We start from the raw sequence: 15769 nt of genomic DNA, 5'->3' as shown, positions 1-15769 counted from the left end.
CGCGGCGGCCTGGGTGCGCACGCCCGAGCATCCACCCTATCGACCGCGGCGTGCATCCATCGCAGTGCCGCCGTCGGCTCTGGCACGATGGGATGCATGGCTCAGGATGCGCTCGAGATCGGGGCCGAGGCGCCCGACTTCACCCTCACCGACCACACCGGCGAGGCGGTCACGCTGTCGGCCCTGCGCGGGCACCCGGTCGTGCTCGTCTTCTACCCCGCGGCGTTCACCGGCCGCTGCACCGGAGAGCTGTGCGCGATCCGCGACGAGCTCGCGGCGTTCGAGGACGCGGACGCCGAGGTGCTGGCGATCTCGGTCGACACCGCCGCATCGCTGCGCGTCTTCGCCGAGCAGGAGGGGCTGTCGTTCCGGCTGCTGAGCGACTTCTGGCCGCACGGCGGGGTGGCGCAGGCCTACGACGCGTTCCTGCCGGAGCGCGGCACGGCGACCCGCGCGACCTACGTCATCGACCGCGAGGGCAGGATCGCGGCGCACTTCCGCGTGAGCCCGTCGGCGTCGCGCGACATGGACGCCTACCGCGAGGCGCTCGCCGGCGTCGCCTGACGGCGCGCCGAGCGCCCGAGCCCGGCGGCGCCCGGTGTCGGCGCAGAGTGTCGGGTCGTCGCGGCAGTGTCGCGACACTCGAGCAGCACGTCGACACTCGCGCGTCCGGGTCCGCTGTGGCGAGCACGGAGTGTCGGGTTGTCGCTGCAGTGTCGCGACACCTGCCCAGCAGGTCGACACTCGCGCGCTCGGGCCCCCCGTGGTGTGGACGGCCGAACGGCTACGGTGTTCGGATGGAGCAGCGGAGCGCGGTCGAGCGGCGGTTCGGCCGATCGCACCGCCCCTGGGCGGCGATCGCGATCACCGCGGCCCTCTCGGTCGGGTCGACCGTGCTGCTGTCTCCGATCTGGGCGCTGCTTGGGCTCGCGCTCGGCCGCTACGACGCGTCCGGTCGCGGTGGGCCCTTCGCCGCCTGCGCCGCCGACTCGACCGACTGCAGCGGCCCGGACCTCGTGGCCTTCGGCGTGCTCGCGCTCGTGCTGCTGGCGGTCGCTGCGCTCATCGCGCTGCTCGGCACGAGGCTGCAGCGCCCACGTCGCCGCGCCCCCGCGTTCGCCGTGCACCTGGGCGTGACGGTCGCGGCGGCGGTCACGACCGCGGCGGCGCTGTGGGCGAGCGGCAGCTGGCTGCGGTGACCGCGGGCCGCGTCGTGGGCGGTGCCGGGCTCGAACCGGCGACCCCTTCGGTGTAAGCGAAGTGCGCTACCAGCTGCGCCAACCGCCCGACGGCCATCCTGCCATCCCGTGCGAGCGGGTGCTGCTGGCGCGGGCGGTAGCGTGGCCGAGCGCCGATCGGCGCGCGACGAGGAGGTCGATGTGGAGATCCGTGGTGCTGCCGCGCTCGTGACGGGCGCCGCGTCCGGACTGGGCGCCGCGACCGCCGCCGCCCTCGCCGCTCGCGGCGCGCTCGTGGTCGGGCTCGACCTGCCCGCCGCGATCGAGCGCGCGCAGTCGACCCAGGACGGGCCGCAGGACGGCATCCGCCTCGTGCCGGGCGACGTGACGGTGGAGGCCGACGTGCAGCGCGCGGTCGACGAGGCATCGGCGCTCGGCCCGCTCCGCATCGCCGTCTCGTGCGCCGGGATCGCGACCGGCAAGCGGCTCATCGGCCGCGACGGCCCGCACGACCAGGCCGCGTTCGAGCGCACGATCGCCGTCAACCTCTTCGGCACCTTCCAGGTGCTGCGACTCGCGGCTGCGCGGATCGCCGAGACGGAGCCGCTCGACGGCCGGGACGGCCAGCGCGGCATCGTCGTGCAGACCGCATCCGTCGCCGCGTTCGACGGGCAGATCGGGCAGGCCGCGTACAGCGCCTCGAAGGGCGCGGTCGCCGCGATGACGCTCCCGGCCGCGCGCGACCTGGCCCGGCACGGCATCCGCGTGATGACCGTCGCGCCAGGGGTCGTCGACACCCCGATGATGGCCGGCATCGGCACCGAGGTGCGCGACGCGCTCGAGGCGACCGTGCCGTTCCCCGCCCGGCTCGCGCGGCCGGACGAGTTCGCGCAGCTCGTCGTCGCGGTGGTCGAGCACGACTACCTCAACGGCGAGACCATCCGCATGGACGGCGCGCTGCGGATGCCGCCCCGCTGACCGCGGCGGGCACGCCGGGCGCGCGTCCGTAGGATGGGGCCCATGACGAGCGTCGCCGAGGTCCAGCGCGCGGTCGAGTCGCTCTGGCCGGCTGCGACCGCCGAGGACTGGGACGCGGTCGGGCTCATCGCCGGCGACCCGGCCGATGCCGTGTCGCGCGTGCTGCTCGCCGTCGACGCGGTCGACGCGACCGCCGCAGAGGCCGTCGCCCGCGGCGCCGACCTGCTGCTCGTGCACCACCCGCTGCTGCTGCGCGGCGCGACGAGCGTCGCCGCGACCACCCCCGCGGGCCGGGTCATCACCCGGCTCGTGCGAGAGCGCGTCGCGCTGCTCGCCGCGCACACGAACGCCGACGCCGTCGACCGCGGCACGAGCGGCGAGCTCGCGACGATGCTCGGCCTCACCGGCCTCGCACCCATCGTCGTCAACCGCGTCGACGCGTCGCTCGGGCTCGGCCGCGTCGGCGACCTGCCGCAGCCCATCGCGCTCGGCGAGCTCGTCCGCACGCTCGCGGGCCTGCTGCCGGCCGTCGCCGGCGGCCTGCGCGCCGTGGGCGACCCCGCCCAGCACGTGCAGCGCATCGCCATCTGCGGCGGCGCCGGCGACTCGCTGCTGCGCGAGCGCGCCGTCGCGGGCGCCGACGTCTACATCACGAGCGACCTCCGGCACCACCCGGCATCGGATGCGCGCGAGCGCCACGGCGCGGGCGAGGGCCCCGCGCTCGTCGACGTGTCGCACTGGGCGAGCGAGTCGCTGTGGCTGCGGCCCGCGGCCGAGCAGCTGCGCGCGGCGCTGCCGGGCGTCGAGGTGCTCGTGAGCGACATCAGGACGGACCCATGGGACTTCGCGGTCCCGCAGGAGGAGCACGCATGGCACTGAAGGCGACGAACGGCGATCAGCGGCGGCTGTTGGCGCTGCAGGACGTGGACACCCGCATCGTGCGGCTGCAGGCGAAGGCGAAGGCGCTGCCGCAGACGAAGCGGATCGACGAGCTCGACGCGCTGCTCGCGCGACTCGACCGCGCCGTGCTCGACCGGCTGGGTGCGCACGACGACGCGACCGCGGAGGTCGCGCGCATCGAGAGCGACGTGCAGCTCGTCGAGGCGCGGCTGAAGCGCGACCAGGAGCGGCTGCAGGTCGTGAAGGATGCGAAGACCGCGACCGCGACGGAGCACGAGATCGCGACGCTCGAGCGGCGACGCTCGACGCTCGAGGACCTCGAGCTCGAAGCGATGCAGGCGCAGGAGGACGCGGCGGCCGCGCTCGCCGCTGCCCGCGCCGAGGCCGGCGAGGCGCGCGCGGAGCGCGACCGGCTCGCGGCCGAGCGCGCCGAGGTCGCTGCCGGTCTCGAGCGCGAGCTCGCCGAGGCGCGCGCCGAGCGCGCCGACCGCACGGTCGCCGTGCCCGCGGACCTGCTCGCCCTCTACGACCGCCAGCGCGAGCGCTACGGCATCGGCGCGACGCTGCTGCAGCACCGCACGTCGGCCGCCTCGGGCGTCGAGCTCAACGCGTCGGAGCTGCACCAGATCCGCCAGACGCCCGACGACGAGGTCATCCTCGACCCGAACTCGTCGGCGATCCTCGTGCGCACGGAGGAGAGCGGGCTGTAGCCCGCAGTCCCGGCCGCCGTAGCATGCCAGCGGGAGCCGCGGAGGGGGTGGCGCGATGCGGGTCGTGGAGGTCGCCGACGACGCGGCGCTCGACGCCTTCGTGCGGCTCGGCCAGGACACCCACGGCGGCATGGCGGTGCCCCTGCCCGAGCGCACCGTGCGCGCGTGGCACCGCGGGAGGCATCCGCACCCGCATCCGATCACGCTGCTGCTCGCGGTCGACGACGACCGCCCCGTCGGTCGCGCCATCGTCCACCGCGATGACCGGCTCGACGCGCGCCTCGGCACCCGTGCGCTCGTGTTCGGCGCCCTCGAGGCCGCGGGTCCGGCTGTCGTCGATGCCCTGCTCGACGACGTCGAGGGGCGCGCGGCAGCGGCCGGCGCGCACGAGCTGTTCGGACCGGCGCAGCTGCTGCCGAACCAGTCGGGCGGCGTCATCACCGCGGGCTTCGACGAGCGCGGCTTCCTCGACGCCGCCTGGAACCCGCCGTGGCTCCCGGCGGTGCTCGAGGCGCGCGGCATGCGCCGCTGGTACGAGGCCGACACCTGGATCGTCGACGTCGTGGATGAGGACGGCCCGAGCGTCGCCGAGCTCGACGCCGCCGGCATCCGCATCGACGAGGTGACGCGCTTCGGGCTCGATCGCGGCCTGCGCGCGCTGCTGCCGCTGCTCAACGACTCGTTCGCGCTGCTGCCGTACTTCACGCCGTTCTCGCGCGGCGAGCTGCGCACCCAGACGGCGGGGCTGTGGCTGCTGCACGAGCCGGGCCTCTTCCTCATCGCTCGCGACGAGGACGACCATCCGCTCGCCTTCGTCGTCGCGGTGCTCGACGCGTCGCCCGTGCTGCAGCGCTCGGGCGGTCGGATGGGGCCGAGGGAGGCGTGGTCGGTCGCGGCGCGGCGGGCCGAGCTGCGACGGGAGGCGGTGCTCGTCATCCAGGGCGCGCGCCCGGACTCGCAGGGCAAGGGCATCGTCTCGCTGCTCAGCCGACGGCTGCACGCGAACCTCGCCGAGCTCGGCTGCCGCACCCTGCGGTCGACGCCGGTCGGCCGGCAGAACCCCGGCTCCGCCCGGCAGTTCTCGCGCTTCGGCGGCCGCCCGCTGCACGCGACGACCTACTACCGCAAGCCGCTCGCGCCCGCAGCGCCGTAGCGGCGGCCGCGATAGCCTGGGGGCGCGGATCGGTCGGCTAGGCGGTCGCGTCGCGGCACCCCCGGGTGCTGTGCCGAGGAACGTCCGGGCTCCGCAGAGCAGGGCGGTGGATAACGTCCACCCGGGGCAACCCGCGAGAAAGTGCAACAGAGAACAGGTCCACCCGCCTGGGCGAGAGCCCGAGCGGGCCAGGAGTGAAACGGTGGGGCAAGAGCCCACCAGCGTCGCGTGCGAGCGCGGCGGCTAGGCAAACCTCGCCCGGAGCAAGACCAGACAGCGGATCACGGGGCTGCTCGTCCCATCCGCGGGTAGGTCGCTAGAGGGCTGCAGCAATGCATCCCGTAGAGAGATGACCGTCCACGACAGAACCCGGCGTATCGGCCGGCCGGTCCGCCCACAGCACGACCCCCGAGGCCACGAGGCCTCGGGGGTCGCTGTGCCTGACGGATGCGTCAGTCGGGTGCGTCAGGCGGCGACGAGCGCGGGCTCGGCCTCCTGCGCCACCGGCGTGCGGCGCGCCCAGCGCTTGAGCGCGATCACGGCGAGCGCCGTGATGACCGTGCCGACCGCGATCGCGATCGTGAACATCAGCAGGTTGCCGATCGCGAAGAACACGAAGAACCCGCCGTGCGGCGCCTGGCTCGTGACGCCGGCGGCCATCGAGATCGCGCCGGTCGCCGCCGAGCCGAGGATCGCCGCGGGGATGACGCGCAGCGGGTCGGTCGCGGCGAACGGGATCGCGCCCTCCGAGATGAACGACGCACCGAGCAGCCACGCCGCCTTGCCGTTCTCCTGCTCCACGGGGGTGAAGAGCCGGCGGTCGAGCGTGCTCGCGAGCGCCATGCCGAGCGGCGGCACCATGCCCGCGGCCATGACCGCCGCCATGATGAGCCACGGCGAGGGGTTCTCGGGGGAGCCGGCACCGAGGCCGGCGACCGCGAAGCCGTACGCGACCTTGTTGATGGGCCCGCCGAGGTCGAAGGCCATCATCGTGCCGAGCAGCAGGCCGAGCAGCACGGCACCCGTGCCGGTGAGCGAGCTGAGCCAGGCGGTGAGGCCCGCCATGAGGGCCGCGATGGGGCCGCCGAGCAGCATCACCATGAGGCCCGAGGCGAAGATCGACGCGAGCAGCGGGATGATCACGACCGGCATGAGGCCGCGGAGCCACGTCGGCACCCGCCAGGTGCCGATCCACCAGGCCGCGAGGCCGGCGAGCAGACCGCCGACGAGGCCGCCGATGAAGCCGGCGTCCATGGTGCCCGCGACGGCACCCGCGACGAAGCCGGGTGCGATGCCGGGTCGGTCGGCGATCGCGTAGGCGATGTAGCCCGCGAGCGCCGGCACGAGGAAGCCCATCGAGGCCGCGCCGATCGAGAAGAGCACGGCGCCGAGGTACTGCCCGAGTCCGCCGTCGGGCAGGTTCCACAGCGTGTTCTGGATGATGACGTCGCCCGCGACCTCGGTGATGCGGAAGCCGCCGAGCAGGAAGCCGAGCGCGATGAGCAGACCGCCGCCGGCGACGAACGGGATCATGTAGCTGACGCCGGTGAGGAGCGCGCGCTTCACGGTGCCGCCGAGGTTGCCGGCCGACGGCGCGGGCGTCGCCTCGGCGGAGGCGCTGCCCGCGATGCGCGGCCCGTTCGGGTCGTCGGCGTGGCCCAGGGCCTCCTGGATGAGGGCGTCGGCGGCGTCGATGCCGCGCTTCACGGGCACCTGCACGTACGGCTTGCCGGCGAAGCGGCCCCGCTCGCGCACGTCGACGTCGACGGCGAAGACGACCGCGTCCGCGGCCGCGATGACCGCGGGGTCCAGGCGCTTCGTGCCTGCGGATCCCTGCGTCTCGACGGCGATGCGCACGCCGGCGCGCTCGGCGGCGGCCTTGAGCGCATCCGCCGCCATGTAGGTGTGCGCGATGCCGGTCGGGCACGCGGTGACGGCGACGATGCTGCGGGCGCCCTCGGCGACCGGCGCGGCGTCCGCCTCGTCGCGGTCGGCGACGACGTCCTCGACGAGCGCGACGACCTCTGCCGGGCTCGAGGCGGAGCGGAGCGCATCCGTGAACCGCTCATCGATGAGCGACCCCGCGAGCCGCGACAGCACCGCGAGGTGCGTCTCGGCGGCGCCGTCGGGCGCCATGATCATGAAGACGAGGTCGGCGGGGCCGTCGGGAGCGCCGAAGTCGACGGGCGGCTGGAGCCGGGCGAAGGCGAGGCTCGGCTCGCGCACCGCCGCGGACTTGCAGTGGGGGATCGCGATGCCGGCGCCCATGCCGGTGGGCGTGAGCGCCTCGCGGTCGAGCACGGCGGCGGCGAGGCCGTCGCCGTCGACGACGCGGTCGGTGCCCGCGGCACGGGCCGCGAGCGCACGGATCACGGCCTCCTTGTCGGCGCCGAGGTCGGCGTCGAGCACCACGAGCTCGGGGGTGAGGATCTGGGGCATCAGTGCTCCTGTGTGTCAGCGGCGGGGGCCGCGGGGGTGGCGGCGGCGGATGCCGCGGTCGTGGGGGTGCTGATGCGGACGCGGGTCGCGTCGGCGTCAGCAGGCGTGGGGAAGCCGGTGCCCGGCATCGCGGCGGCGGCGGAGCCGTGCGCGACCGCCTGGCGCAGCCGGCCTGCGGCGTCAGCGCCGCGGCGCTCGGCGATGAGCCAGCCGGCGAGGCTCGCGTCGCCCGCGCCGACGGTCGATCGGACGGTCGTGGGCGGCGGGGTCGCGCGCAGCAGGTCGTGGGCGTCGGCGAGGATCGCACCGTCGCCGCCGAGGGTGAGCAGCACGGCGCCGACGCCGCGCCCGACGAGCGCGGCGGCGGCGGTCGCCGCGGCGGCCGGGCCGTCGATCGCGCCGTGCGCGAGGCCGAGCAGCTCCTCGAGCTCCTCGTCGTTGGGCTTGACGAGGTCGATGCCGCCCGCGGTCACCGCCGCGGCGAGCGGTGCGCCCGATGTGTCGACGGCGATGCGGATGCCGGGGCGCGCCTCGCGGGCGGCCAGCACGACGTCGGCGACGAGGCTCGGCGCCGCACCCGTCGGCAGCGAGCCGGCGACGACGAGCCAGTCCGCGTCGACCGCGTGCGCGCGCACGGCGGCCAGCACCGCTGCGATGGCACGTGCGTCGAGGGCGGCGCCCGGCTCGTTGACCTTCGTGGTCGTGCCGTCGGGCTCGGTGAGCGCGAGGTTCGTGCGCACGGGCGCCTCGACGGGCACGTGCACGGCGTCGACGCCGTCGGCCGCGAGCAGCGCGGCGAACGGGTCGTCCTCGCGCGACACGACGATCGCGCGGGACGGCACACCCGCGGCGGTGAGCACGCGCGTGACGTTGACACCCTTGCCGGCGGCCACCTCGGACGCCGCGGCGCTCGTGCGCTGCACGGCACCGCGCTCGAGCCGGGCGCCGAGCTCGACGGTGCGGTCGATGGAGGGGTTGAGCGTGAGCGTGAGGATCATGCGACCTGCACCTCGCAGCCCGCGTCGTCGAGCGCTGCGGCGAGCGCAGCATCCGGGGCTCCGTCGGTGAGCAGCACGTCGAGCTGCTCGAGCGCCGCGAACCGGCACAGCGAGGCCTCGCCGAGCTTCGTCGCGTCGGCGAGCACCGCCACCCGGCGGCCCGCCGAGACGATCGCGGTCTTCACGGCGGCCTCGTCCGGGTCGGGGGTCGTCGCGCCGGACGCGTCGAGCCCGTTCGTGCCGAGCACCACCACGTCGGGCCGGAGCGCCGCGATCGCGAGGACGGTCTGGGCGCCGACTGCGGCGCCGGTGACGGCGCGGATGCGGCCACCGATCGCGTGCACCTCGATCGACGGGTGGGCGGCGAGCAGCTGCGCGATCGCGGGGGAGTGGGTGGCGACGACGAGCCTGGGGCCGCCGGCGCCGGGCCACGTCTCGACGAGCTCGGCAGCGAGGGCTGCGGTGGTCGTGCCGGCGTCGAGCAGCAGGCTCGTGGCGCCGGAGGCGAGCAGCCGCTCGCACGCGAGCCTCGCGATGCGGCGCTTGCCGTCGGTGTTCGTGCTCTGCCGCTCGGCCACCGCGGTCTCCACGAGGCTCGATCGGCTGGCGCTGACGGCCCCGCCGTGCACGCGCCGTGCGACACCGGCGAGCTCGAGGGCGTCGAGGTCGCGGCGCACGGTCTCGGGCGTGATGCCGAGCTCGCGAGCGAGTCCGGCGACGAGCACGCGGCCGTCGAGCTGGATCCGCGCGGCGATCTGGTCACGGCGCTGGGTTGCGAGCATCGGTGCTTCCACGCCTTCACCGTAGCGCCGCAACGCAGAGAAAGCAACAGATCCCAACACAAACGCAGATCCAAGGCCGAACGCGGCCGGCCCGCCTCAGCGCGCGTCAGCCCATCGCAGCGCCGCAGGGCACGCCGAACTTCCCCGAACTTCGGGTTTGCGCCGCTCAACCCCGCAGTTCAGGGAAGCTCGACGGTGGAACCGCCGCTCGAGGCGGAGGGCGGCGACGAGCGCCGCCCGAGGTCAGACGCCGCGGGCGAGCGCCGCGGCGCCGATGATGCCGGCGTTGTTGCGCAGCTTCGCGGGCACGATGGGCGTGTCGAGCGTGAGGAGCGGCAGGAAGAGCTCCGACGACTTCGAGACGCCGCCGCCGACGACGAAGAGGTCGGGGGAGAAGAGGAACTCGAGGTGCGTGTAGTACCGCTGCAGCCGCTCGGCCCACGCCTCCCAGCTGAGCTCCTCGCGCTCGCGCGCACGGTTCGAGGCGCGCGACTCCGCGTCGTGGCCGTCGATCTCGAGGTGCCCGAGCTCGGCGTTGGGGATGAGGACGCCGTTGTAGATGAACGCCCCGCCGATGCCCGTGCCGAGCGTCGTCATGATGACGAGGCCGGCCGCGTCCTTCGCGGCGCCGTAGTGGTCCTCGGCGAAGCCGGCCGCATCCGCGTCGTTGACGAAGTGGATGTCGCGGCCGAGCGCCTGCTCGAAGAGCCGCTCAGCCTCGAGCCCGATCCACGCCTTCGAGACGTTCGCGGCGCTCATCGTGCGGCCATGGCGCACGATCGCGGGGAACGTCACGCCGATCGGCGTCCCCTCGGGCGCCTCGAGCCGCTCGACGAGCTCGACGACCGCATCGCGGATCGCGTCGGGCTCGCCGCCCTCGGGCGTCGGCAGCTTGACGCGGTCGCTGAGGAGCTCGCCCGTCCTCACATCGACGAGGGCGGCCTTGACGCCCGTCCCGCCGATGTCGACGCCGACGGCCTGGTGCTTCGACTTGGTCACGGCTCGCATCCTGCCACGGATCCTGCCGTGGAGCGGGCCTCCACGCGCGAGCCGGTCAGGCGGACGGCAGGGTGAGGATCTCGGCGCCGGACTCGCGCACCACGATGGTGTGCTCGAACTGCGCGGTGATGGACCGATCGCGCGTGACGACCGTCCAGTCGTCGTCCCAGCCCTCCCACTCGTGCGTGCCGAGCGTCAGCATCGGCTCGATCGTGAAGACCATGCCGGGCACGATCTCGGTGTCGTAGCGGTCGGTGTCGTAGTGAGGGATGATCAGCCCGGAGTGGAACGACGTGCCGACGCCGTGGCCCGTGAAGTCGCGCACGACCCCGTACCCGAAGCGCTTCGCGTACATCTCGATCGCGCGGCCGATGACGTTGACGCGGCGGCCGGGCATCGCGGCTCGGATGCCGCGCCGCAGCGCCTCCTCGGTGCGCTCGACGAGCTGCGCGACCTCGGGCGTGGCCTCGCCGACGATGAACGTGCGGTTCGAGTCGCCGTGCACGCCGTCGAGGTAGGCGGTGATGTCGATGTTCACGATGTCGCCCGGCTCGAGCTCGGTGTCGTCCGGGATGCCGTGGCAGATCACCTCGTTGACGCTCGAGCAGATCGACTTGCGGTAGCCGCGGTAGCCGAGCGTCGAGGGGTAGGCGCCGTGGCCGGTGACGTACTCGTGGCCGATCCGGTCGAGCTCGTCGGTCGTCACCCCCGCCTGCGCGGCGGCGCCGACAGCGGCGATCGCGTCGGCCGCGATCGTGCCGGCGCGGCGGATGCGCTCGATCGTCTCGTCGTCGTACGCGTCGCCGCCGACGTGCTTCGCCGGTGCCGGGCGCCCGACGTACTCGGGCCGTGCGATCGCCGGGTCGACCCGTCGCTCCGGGCCGATGCGGCCGGGGATGAGGTGACCACTGGCGTCCTTCGGCATGCGCTCCATCCTAGGAGGGCGACGCTCGGCGCCCTCGCGGGCGGGGTCGACCCTGGACGCGCGCTCAGGGTGCCGATGGGGGACATCCGTAGCCTCGACGCATGGCTGATCAGTACACGTTCACCGACCCGACCGCCCGCTACGCCGACATCGACACGAAGCCCGTCTCGCAGGACGGCCCGGGGCTCGACTCCGGGATGCGCGACCGCGCCGACCTCGGCGAGGAGAGCTACCGCGGCACCGGCCGCCTCGAGGGGCGCAAGGCCCTCATCACCGGCGGCGACTCCGGCATCGGCGCCGCCACCGCGATCGCCTTCGCCCGCGAGGGTGCCGACGTCGCGATCTCGTACCTGCCCGAGGAGGAGAGCGACGCGCAGCGCATCGTCGCGCTCATCGAGGAGGCAGGCAGGACCGCCGTCGCGATCCCCGGCGACCTCACCGACCGCGCCTACTGCGCGCAGCTCGTCCAGACGACCGTCGAGCGGCTCGGAGGCCTCGACATCCTGGTCTCGAACGGCGGCAAGCAGCAGTACGTCGACCGCCTGGAGGACCTCACCGACGAGGCGTTCGACGAGACGTTCAAGACCAACGTCTACGCCTTCTTCTGGCTCGCGAAGGATGCCGTCCCGCACATGCCGCCCGGCTCGACGATCATCGCGACCTCGTCGATCCAGGCGTACCAGCCCTCCGAGAACCTCGTCGACTACGCGACGACGAAGGCCGCGATGAACACGATGAGCAAGGCGCTCTCGCAGCAGCTCGCGCCGCGCGGCATCCGCGTCAACGTGGTCGCGCCCGGACCGGTGTGGACGCCGCTGCAGACGGCCGGCGGCCAGCCGACCGACGTGCTGCCGGAGTTCGGCCAGCAGACGCCGCTCGGCCGCGCCGGGCAGCCCGCAGAGCTTGCCCCCGCGTTCGTGTTCCTCGCCTCGGGCGAGTCGAGCTACGTCGTGGGCGAGACGCTCCACGTCAACGGCGGGATGCCCACGCCGTGATCGGGCCGGCCGGGATCGGCACCGCCCTGCGCTGGCAGGGCGGTGCACCGGTCCCGGGGCCGCTCGACGAGCGCGACGCCGACGGCTACGCCGACCTGCGCACGTACGCGTCGATCGGCGACGGCCGCACGATCGCGCTCGTGGCGCGGGACGGCAGCATCGACTGGCTGCCGCTGCCGGCGGTCGACGCGATGCCCGCCTTCGCCGCGCTGCTCGACGCGGAGCGGGGCGGCCGCGTCGCGCTCGCGCCGCTCGACGCCCACCGGGTCGAGCGGCGCTACCTCGAGGGCGGGAACGTGCTCGAGACCACCTTCACGACCGATGCCGGCGTCGTCCGCATCACCGACTCGCTCAACACCGGCATGGCCGGGCGGCTGCCGTGGTGCGAGCTCGCCCGCCGCATCGACGGCGTCGAGGGCGAGGTCGAGCTGCGCGGCGAGATCGCCCCCGGCACGATGCTCGGCACCGCGTCGCCGTGGGCGAGCGAGACCGTGCACGGCACCGTGCTGCGGATCGGCGGGCTGACGCTCGCCCCGCGCACCCTGCACGCCGCCGACGTCGAGGTCGACGCGCGCGGCATGGTCGCGCGCTTCCGCACCTCGCCCGGGTCGCGGCACCTGCTCGGCTTCGTCGCGACCGACTCGGAGCCGCTCCTGCTGCCGGATCCCGCCGCGATGGACGCGGGCATCGACCGCACGATCGACGCCTGGCGGCGCTGGACGGAGTCGTGCGCCTACGACGGACCGTGGCCCGAGGCGGTGCACCGCAGCGCGCTCGTGCTCAAGCAGCTCATCTACGCGCCGACCGGTGGGATCACGGCCGCCGCGACCACGTCGCTCCCGGAGTCGCTGACCGTGCGGAAGGGCTGGGACTACCGGTACTCCTGGATCCGCGACACCGCCTACTCGCTCGGCGTGCTGCTGCAGCTCGGCGTGAGCGAGGAGGTGCACGGCGCGATGACGTGGATGCTGCGGCTCCTCAAGGATCACAGCGAGACGGCCGTGCTCCACGGGCTCGACGGCCGCGTGCCGGGCGACGACGTCGACGAGCACGACGTGCACGGCTGGCGCGGCGCGCAGCCGGTCGTGACCGGCAACCGCGCGGCCGGCCAGCTGCAGCTCGGCGTCTACGGCGACATCTTCAGCATCGTCGCGATGTACGTCGACGCGGGGAACGTGCTCGACGCGCCCACCGGCCGGCTGCTGACCGAGATCGCCGACCTCGCGGCCGATCGCTGGCGGCGCGTCGACGCCGCCATGTGGGAGCTGCCCGACCACCGGCACTACACGACGTCGAAGCTCGGCTGCTGGCACGCCCTGCAGCAGGCGGCGCACCTCGCCGACATCGGCCAGATCCCCGGCGATGCGGATCGCTGGCGCTTCGAGGCCGACGCGATCCGCGCGTGGGTCGAGGAGCACTGCTGGTCCGAGGAGCGCGGGGCGTACGTCTGGCACCCGGACACCGACGAGCTCGACGCCTCGATCCTGCTGCACGCGATCAGCGGCTTCGACCGCGGCGACCGGATGCGGCGCACGCTCGACGCGCTCGACGCGGAGCTCGGGCAGGGCCCGCACCTCGCGCGCTGGTCGGGCGCCGAGCGCGAGGAGTCGTCGTTCGTCGCCTGCTCGTTCTGGATGGTCGCCGCCCGCGCGCTGTGCGGGCAGGTCGACCAGGCGCGCGAGCGCATGGAGGCGCTGCTGACCGAGGCGCCGAACGACGTGGGACTGCTCTCGGAGATGCTCGAGCCCGAGACCGGCGCCTTCCTCGGCAACCTGCCGCAGGCGCTCAGCCACCTCGCGCTCGCGCAGGCGGCGATCACGGTGCAGGCGGCCGAGCGCTCGGCGCGCGGCGACGACGACTGACGCCGAGCGTCCTCGCATCCGGCTCCCTGGAGTCGCGGAGCCGACGTGGCTACGCTCGGCCCCATGAACGCCGCTGAGTACTGGTACAACCTCGAGACGGGTGTCGTCGAGGAGGGCATGGTCTCGCCGGGCTACGACCGGGCAGGACCGTTCACGTCGCGCGAGGAGGCAGCGCGCGCACCGGAGATCATCAAGCAGCGCTCGCAGCAGTGGGCGGCGGAGGAGGCGGCCGCCGACTCGTGGGGCAGCGGCGCGAAGCCCCGCGACGACGAGGGGTAGCGCGCCGCGCGAGAGGTAGTGGCGCGCGGCTACCGCTCGCGCGGACTGCTACCCGTCGACGCGTCTGTGCTCCTGCTGCACCACACGATGGCTCAGGCGGCGGCGATGACCTTGCGGAGCGTGCGCACGTTGCGCGTCGTGACCCGGTCCTTCGCAGTGCGCTCGAGCGCCTTCGCGAACGGGCTCGTGAGCGTGGTGCCCTTCGGGTTCGCCCAGTGCACGACGCCCGCGCCCGCGGCGATCGACTCGCCCTCGCCGGGGTCGAGCGCGGCGAGCTCCTCCGCGATCCCGGGCTCGAGCTCGAACACCACGTACGGTGTGTGCTCGTCGTCCTCGCCGTGCGGATACGCGTCGACGATCCGCTGCAGCGCGTCGACCTCGATCCCGAGCACGCGGATCCGACGCCCGTAGCGGGCCTCGAGCGCCGCCTCGGCCGTCGTCGCCGCCGTGGCGGCGCTTCCGGCGGTCACGACCGCGTTGCCGCTCGCCAGCACGGTCGCGACGTCACCGAGCCCCGCGTCCGCGAGCAGCGCGCGGAGGTCGGCCGAGCGCACGGTGACACCGCCGACGTTGACGCCGCGGAGCAGCAGGGCGACGCGCACGGGGTGGCTACTCGTACTCGTGCTCGCGCGCCGGGTAGGCGCCAGAGGAGACGTCCTCGCGGAACGACACCGCGGCATCCTCGAGCGTCTGGGCGAGCTGCGCGTACTGCTTGACGAACTTCGGGATGCGGCCGCTCGTGAAGCCGGCCCAGTCGCTCCAGACGAGCAGCTGGCCGTCGCAGTGCGGGCCGGCGCCGACCGAGATGGTGGGGATCGAGAGCGCCTCGGTCACCTGTCGCGCCGACTCCGAGGGCACCATCTCGAGCACGACCGCGAAGGCGCCCGCGTCCTCGACCGCGCGCGCGTCGCGCAGCAGCTGCTCGACGCCGGCGTCGCCGCGCGCCTGGATCACGTGCCCGCCGAGCCCGTGCTCCGACTGCGGCGTGTAGCCGATGTGCGCCATGACCGGGATGCCGGCCTCGACGATGCGTCGGATCTGCTCGGCCGAGCGCTCGCCGCCCTCGAGCTTGACCGCGTGCGCGCCCGTCTCCTTCATGAAGCGGATCGCCGTGTGCACGGCTTCGCGCGGGTTCGTCTCGTACGAGCCGAACGGCAGGTCGGCGATGACGAGCGCCCGCTTCGCGGCGCGCGCGACGGCGCGGGTGAGGGGAATGAGCTCCTCGACGGTGACGGGCAGGGTCGTGTCGTAGCCGAAGACGGTGTTGCCGGCCGAGTCGCCGACGAGCAGGAAGTCGATGCCCGCGCGGTCGAAGATGCCTGCCGAGAGGTAGTCGTAGCTCGTGAGCCCGACGATCTTGACGCCGTCGCGCTTCGCCTGCGAGAAGTGGCGCGTGCGCACGCGCTTGGGCCCCGCGGAGCCGCCGCCGTACGGGGCCGCCGTCTCCTGCGCGCCCTCGGTCGGCGCCTGCGCCGCCTGGGCCTGCTCGTCCTGTCCTGAGCCACGCTGCTGTGAACCACCCTGTGCCATGCCTCCGAGCCTAACCTCACGCATCTGCGCGACCACTAGCC

Annotated in this window: 16 protein-coding genes, 1 tRNA gene and 1 other RNA gene; 10 read left to right on the top strand and 8 right to left on the bottom strand. The window is 74.2% G+C overall.

Going from position 1 to position 15769, the window contains the following annotated elements; genetic code table 11:
• The first annotated feature begins 96 nt into the window (after positions 1-96).
• Both EDD26_RS12865 and EDD26_RS12860 read left to right on the top strand, forming a co-directional pair.
• The gene (locus tag EDD26_RS12865) at positions 97-564 is read left to right on the top strand and encodes a peroxiredoxin (protein ID WP_123698071.1); all 468 of its coding nucleotides are present in this window, start codon (positions 97-99) and stop codon (positions 562-564) included.
• A 233-nt stretch (positions 565-797) separates the two neighbouring features.
• Positions 798-1199: a hypothetical protein gene (locus tag EDD26_RS12860; protein ID WP_123698070.1), complete on the top strand. Its 402-nt coding sequence runs from the start codon at positions 798-800 to the stop codon at positions 1197-1199.
• A 15-nt stretch (positions 1200-1214) separates the two neighbouring features.
• Here EDD26_RS12860 and EDD26_RS12855 read toward each other — a convergent pair.
• Positions 1215-1287: transfer RNA gene (locus EDD26_RS12855), tRNA-Val, on the bottom strand.
• A 92-nt stretch (positions 1288-1379) separates the two neighbouring features.
• Here EDD26_RS12855 and EDD26_RS12850 point away from each other — a divergent pair.
• From EDD26_RS12850 to rnpB, 5 genes are all read left to right on the top strand, one after another.
• Positions 1380-2156, top strand: a complete 777-nt coding sequence (locus EDD26_RS12850) for an SDR family NAD(P)-dependent oxidoreductase (protein ID WP_123698596.1) — start codon at positions 1380-1382, stop codon at positions 2154-2156.
• 42 nt (positions 2157-2198) lie between these two features.
• The gene (locus EDD26_RS12845) at positions 2199-3035 is read left to right on the top strand and encodes a Nif3-like dinuclear metal center hexameric protein (protein WP_123698069.1); all 837 of its coding nucleotides are present in this window, start codon (positions 2199-2201) and stop codon (positions 3033-3035) included.
• Positions 3026-3766 (top strand): zinc ribbon domain-containing protein, encoded by a 741-nt coding sequence (locus EDD26_RS12840; protein WP_123698068.1) that lies wholly within the window; start codon positions 3026-3028, stop codon positions 3764-3766. The genes EDD26_RS12845 and EDD26_RS12840 overlap by 10 nt, the downstream gene beginning before the upstream one ends.
• A 55-nt stretch (positions 3767-3821) precedes the next feature.
• Entirely contained in the window at positions 3822-4919 is a 1098-nt protein-coding gene (locus tag EDD26_RS12835; RefSeq protein WP_123698067.1) for a hypothetical protein, read from the top strand.
• Positions 4920-4948: 29 nt separating this feature from the next.
• Positions 4949-5312: RNase P RNA component class A (rnpB, locus tag EDD26_RS12830), an RNA gene on the top strand.
• A 72-nt stretch (positions 5313-5384) separates the two neighbouring features.
• Here rnpB and EDD26_RS12825 read toward each other — a convergent pair.
• From EDD26_RS12825 to map, 5 genes are all read right to left on the bottom strand, one after another.
• Positions 5385-7358 carry a PTS fructose transporter subunit IIABC gene (locus tag EDD26_RS12825; protein WP_123698066.1) on the bottom strand — a complete coding sequence of 658 codons (1974 nt, stop codon included), beginning with the start codon at positions 7356-7358 and terminating at the stop codon, positions 5385-5387.
• Positions 7358-8356, bottom strand: coding sequence for a 1-phosphofructokinase family hexose kinase (locus tag EDD26_RS12820; RefSeq protein WP_123698065.1), 999 nt, complete (start codon positions 8354-8356; stop codon positions 7358-7360). Before EDD26_RS12820 ends, EDD26_RS12825 begins: the two co-directional genes overlap by 1 nt.
• Positions 8353-9150, bottom strand: a complete 798-nt coding sequence (locus tag EDD26_RS12815) for a DeoR/GlpR family DNA-binding transcription regulator (RefSeq protein WP_342769314.1) — start codon at positions 9148-9150, stop codon at positions 8353-8355. The genes EDD26_RS12820 and EDD26_RS12815 overlap by 4 nt, the downstream gene beginning before the upstream one ends.
• A 231-nt stretch (positions 9151-9381) precedes the next feature.
• Positions 9382-10146 carry a polyphosphate--glucose phosphotransferase gene (gene ppgK / locus EDD26_RS12810; RefSeq protein WP_123698064.1) on the bottom strand — a complete coding sequence of 255 codons (765 nt, stop codon included), beginning with the start codon at positions 10144-10146 and terminating at the stop codon, positions 9382-9384.
• Positions 10147-10192: 46 nt separating this feature from the next.
• A complete protein-coding gene (gene map, locus EDD26_RS12805) occupies positions 10193-11062 on the bottom strand; it encodes a type I methionyl aminopeptidase (RefSeq protein ID WP_123698063.1) in 870 nt (289 codons plus the stop codon).
• A 101-nt stretch (positions 11063-11163) separates the two neighbouring features.
• Here map and EDD26_RS12800 point away from each other — a divergent pair, with 101 nt between their 5' ends.
• The 3 genes from EDD26_RS12800 (at position 11164) to EDD26_RS12790 (ending at position 14198) form a co-directional block, all read left to right on the top strand.
• Positions 11164-12057, top strand: a complete 894-nt coding sequence (locus EDD26_RS12800) for an SDR family oxidoreductase (protein ID WP_123698062.1) — start codon at positions 11164-11166, stop codon at positions 12055-12057.
• The gene (locus EDD26_RS12795) at positions 12054-13919 is read left to right on the top strand and encodes a glycoside hydrolase family 15 protein (protein ID WP_342769313.1); all 1866 of its coding nucleotides are present in this window, start codon (positions 12054-12056) and stop codon (positions 13917-13919) included. Before EDD26_RS12800 ends, EDD26_RS12795 begins: the two co-directional genes overlap by 4 nt.
• Positions 13920-13982: 63 nt before the next feature.
• Positions 13983-14198 (top strand): SPOR domain-containing protein, encoded by a 216-nt coding sequence (locus EDD26_RS12790; RefSeq protein WP_123698061.1) that lies wholly within the window; start codon positions 13983-13985, stop codon positions 14196-14198.
• Between the two features lie 92 nt (positions 14199-14290).
• On the opposite strand, the gene EDD26_RS12785 is transcribed toward EDD26_RS12790, so the two are convergent.
• Positions 14291-14800: a DUF1697 domain-containing protein gene (locus tag EDD26_RS12785; protein WP_170165637.1), complete on the bottom strand. Its 510-nt coding sequence runs from the start codon at positions 14798-14800 to the stop codon at positions 14291-14293.
• 7 nt (positions 14801-14807) lie between these two features.
• On the bottom strand, positions 14808-15728 hold the full coding sequence (gene panB, locus EDD26_RS12780) for a 3-methyl-2-oxobutanoate hydroxymethyltransferase (RefSeq protein WP_123698059.1): 921 nt from the start codon (positions 15726-15728) through the stop codon (positions 14808-14810).
• Positions 15729-15769 lie beyond the last annotated feature (41 nt).

Origin of the sequence: Agrococcus jenensis (genome assembly GCF_003752465.1) — a bacterium.
Classification (GTDB): Bacteria; Actinomycetota; Actinomycetes; order Actinomycetales; family Microbacteriaceae; genus Agrococcus; species Agrococcus jenensis.
The sequence above is the reverse complement of the archived record's forward strand: the minus strand, read 5'-3'. Positions and strand labels throughout refer to the sequence as shown.

Excerpts from the sequence above, each read along its gene's own strand:
- EDD26_RS12835 (WP_123698067.1), top strand. The coding sequence starts at position 3,822 with ATGCGGGTCGTGGAGGTCGCCGACGACGCGGCGCTCGACGCCTTCGTG.
- panB (WP_123698059.1), bottom strand. The coding sequence starts at position 15,728 with ATGGCACAGGGTGGTTCACAGCAGCGTGGCTCAGGACAGGACGAGCAG.
- EDD26_RS12860 (WP_123698070.1), top strand. The coding sequence starts at position 798 with ATGGAGCAGCGGAGCGCGGTCGAGCGGCGGTTCGGCCGATCGCACCGC.
- EDD26_RS12865 (WP_123698071.1), top strand. The coding sequence starts at position 97 with ATGGCTCAGGATGCGCTCGAGATCGGGGCCGAGGCGCCCGACTTCACC.
- EDD26_RS12800 (WP_123698062.1), top strand. The coding sequence starts at position 11,164 with ATGGCTGATCAGTACACGTTCACCGACCCGACCGCCCGCTACGCCGAC.
- EDD26_RS12820 (WP_123698065.1), bottom strand. The coding sequence starts at position 8,356 with ATGATCCTCACGCTCACGCTCAACCCCTCCATCGACCGCACCGTCGAG.
- EDD26_RS12840 (WP_123698068.1), top strand. The coding sequence starts at position 3,026 with ATGGCACTGAAGGCGACGAACGGCGATCAGCGGCGGCTGTTGGCGCTG.
- EDD26_RS12825 (WP_123698066.1), bottom strand. The coding sequence starts at position 7,358 with ATGCCCCAGATCCTCACCCCCGAGCTCGTGGTGCTCGACGCCGACCTC.
- map (WP_123698063.1), bottom strand. The coding sequence starts at position 11,062 with ATGCCGAAGGACGCCAGTGGTCACCTCATCCCCGGCCGCATCGGCCCG.
- EDD26_RS12790 (WP_123698061.1), top strand. The coding sequence starts at position 13,983 with ATGAACGCCGCTGAGTACTGGTACAACCTCGAGACGGGTGTCGTCGAG.
- ppgK (WP_123698064.1), bottom strand. The coding sequence starts at position 10,146 with ATGCGAGCCGTGACCAAGTCGAAGCACCAGGCCGTCGGCGTCGACATC.
- EDD26_RS12845 (WP_123698069.1), top strand. The coding sequence starts at position 2,199 with ATGACGAGCGTCGCCGAGGTCCAGCGCGCGGTCGAGTCGCTCTGGCCG.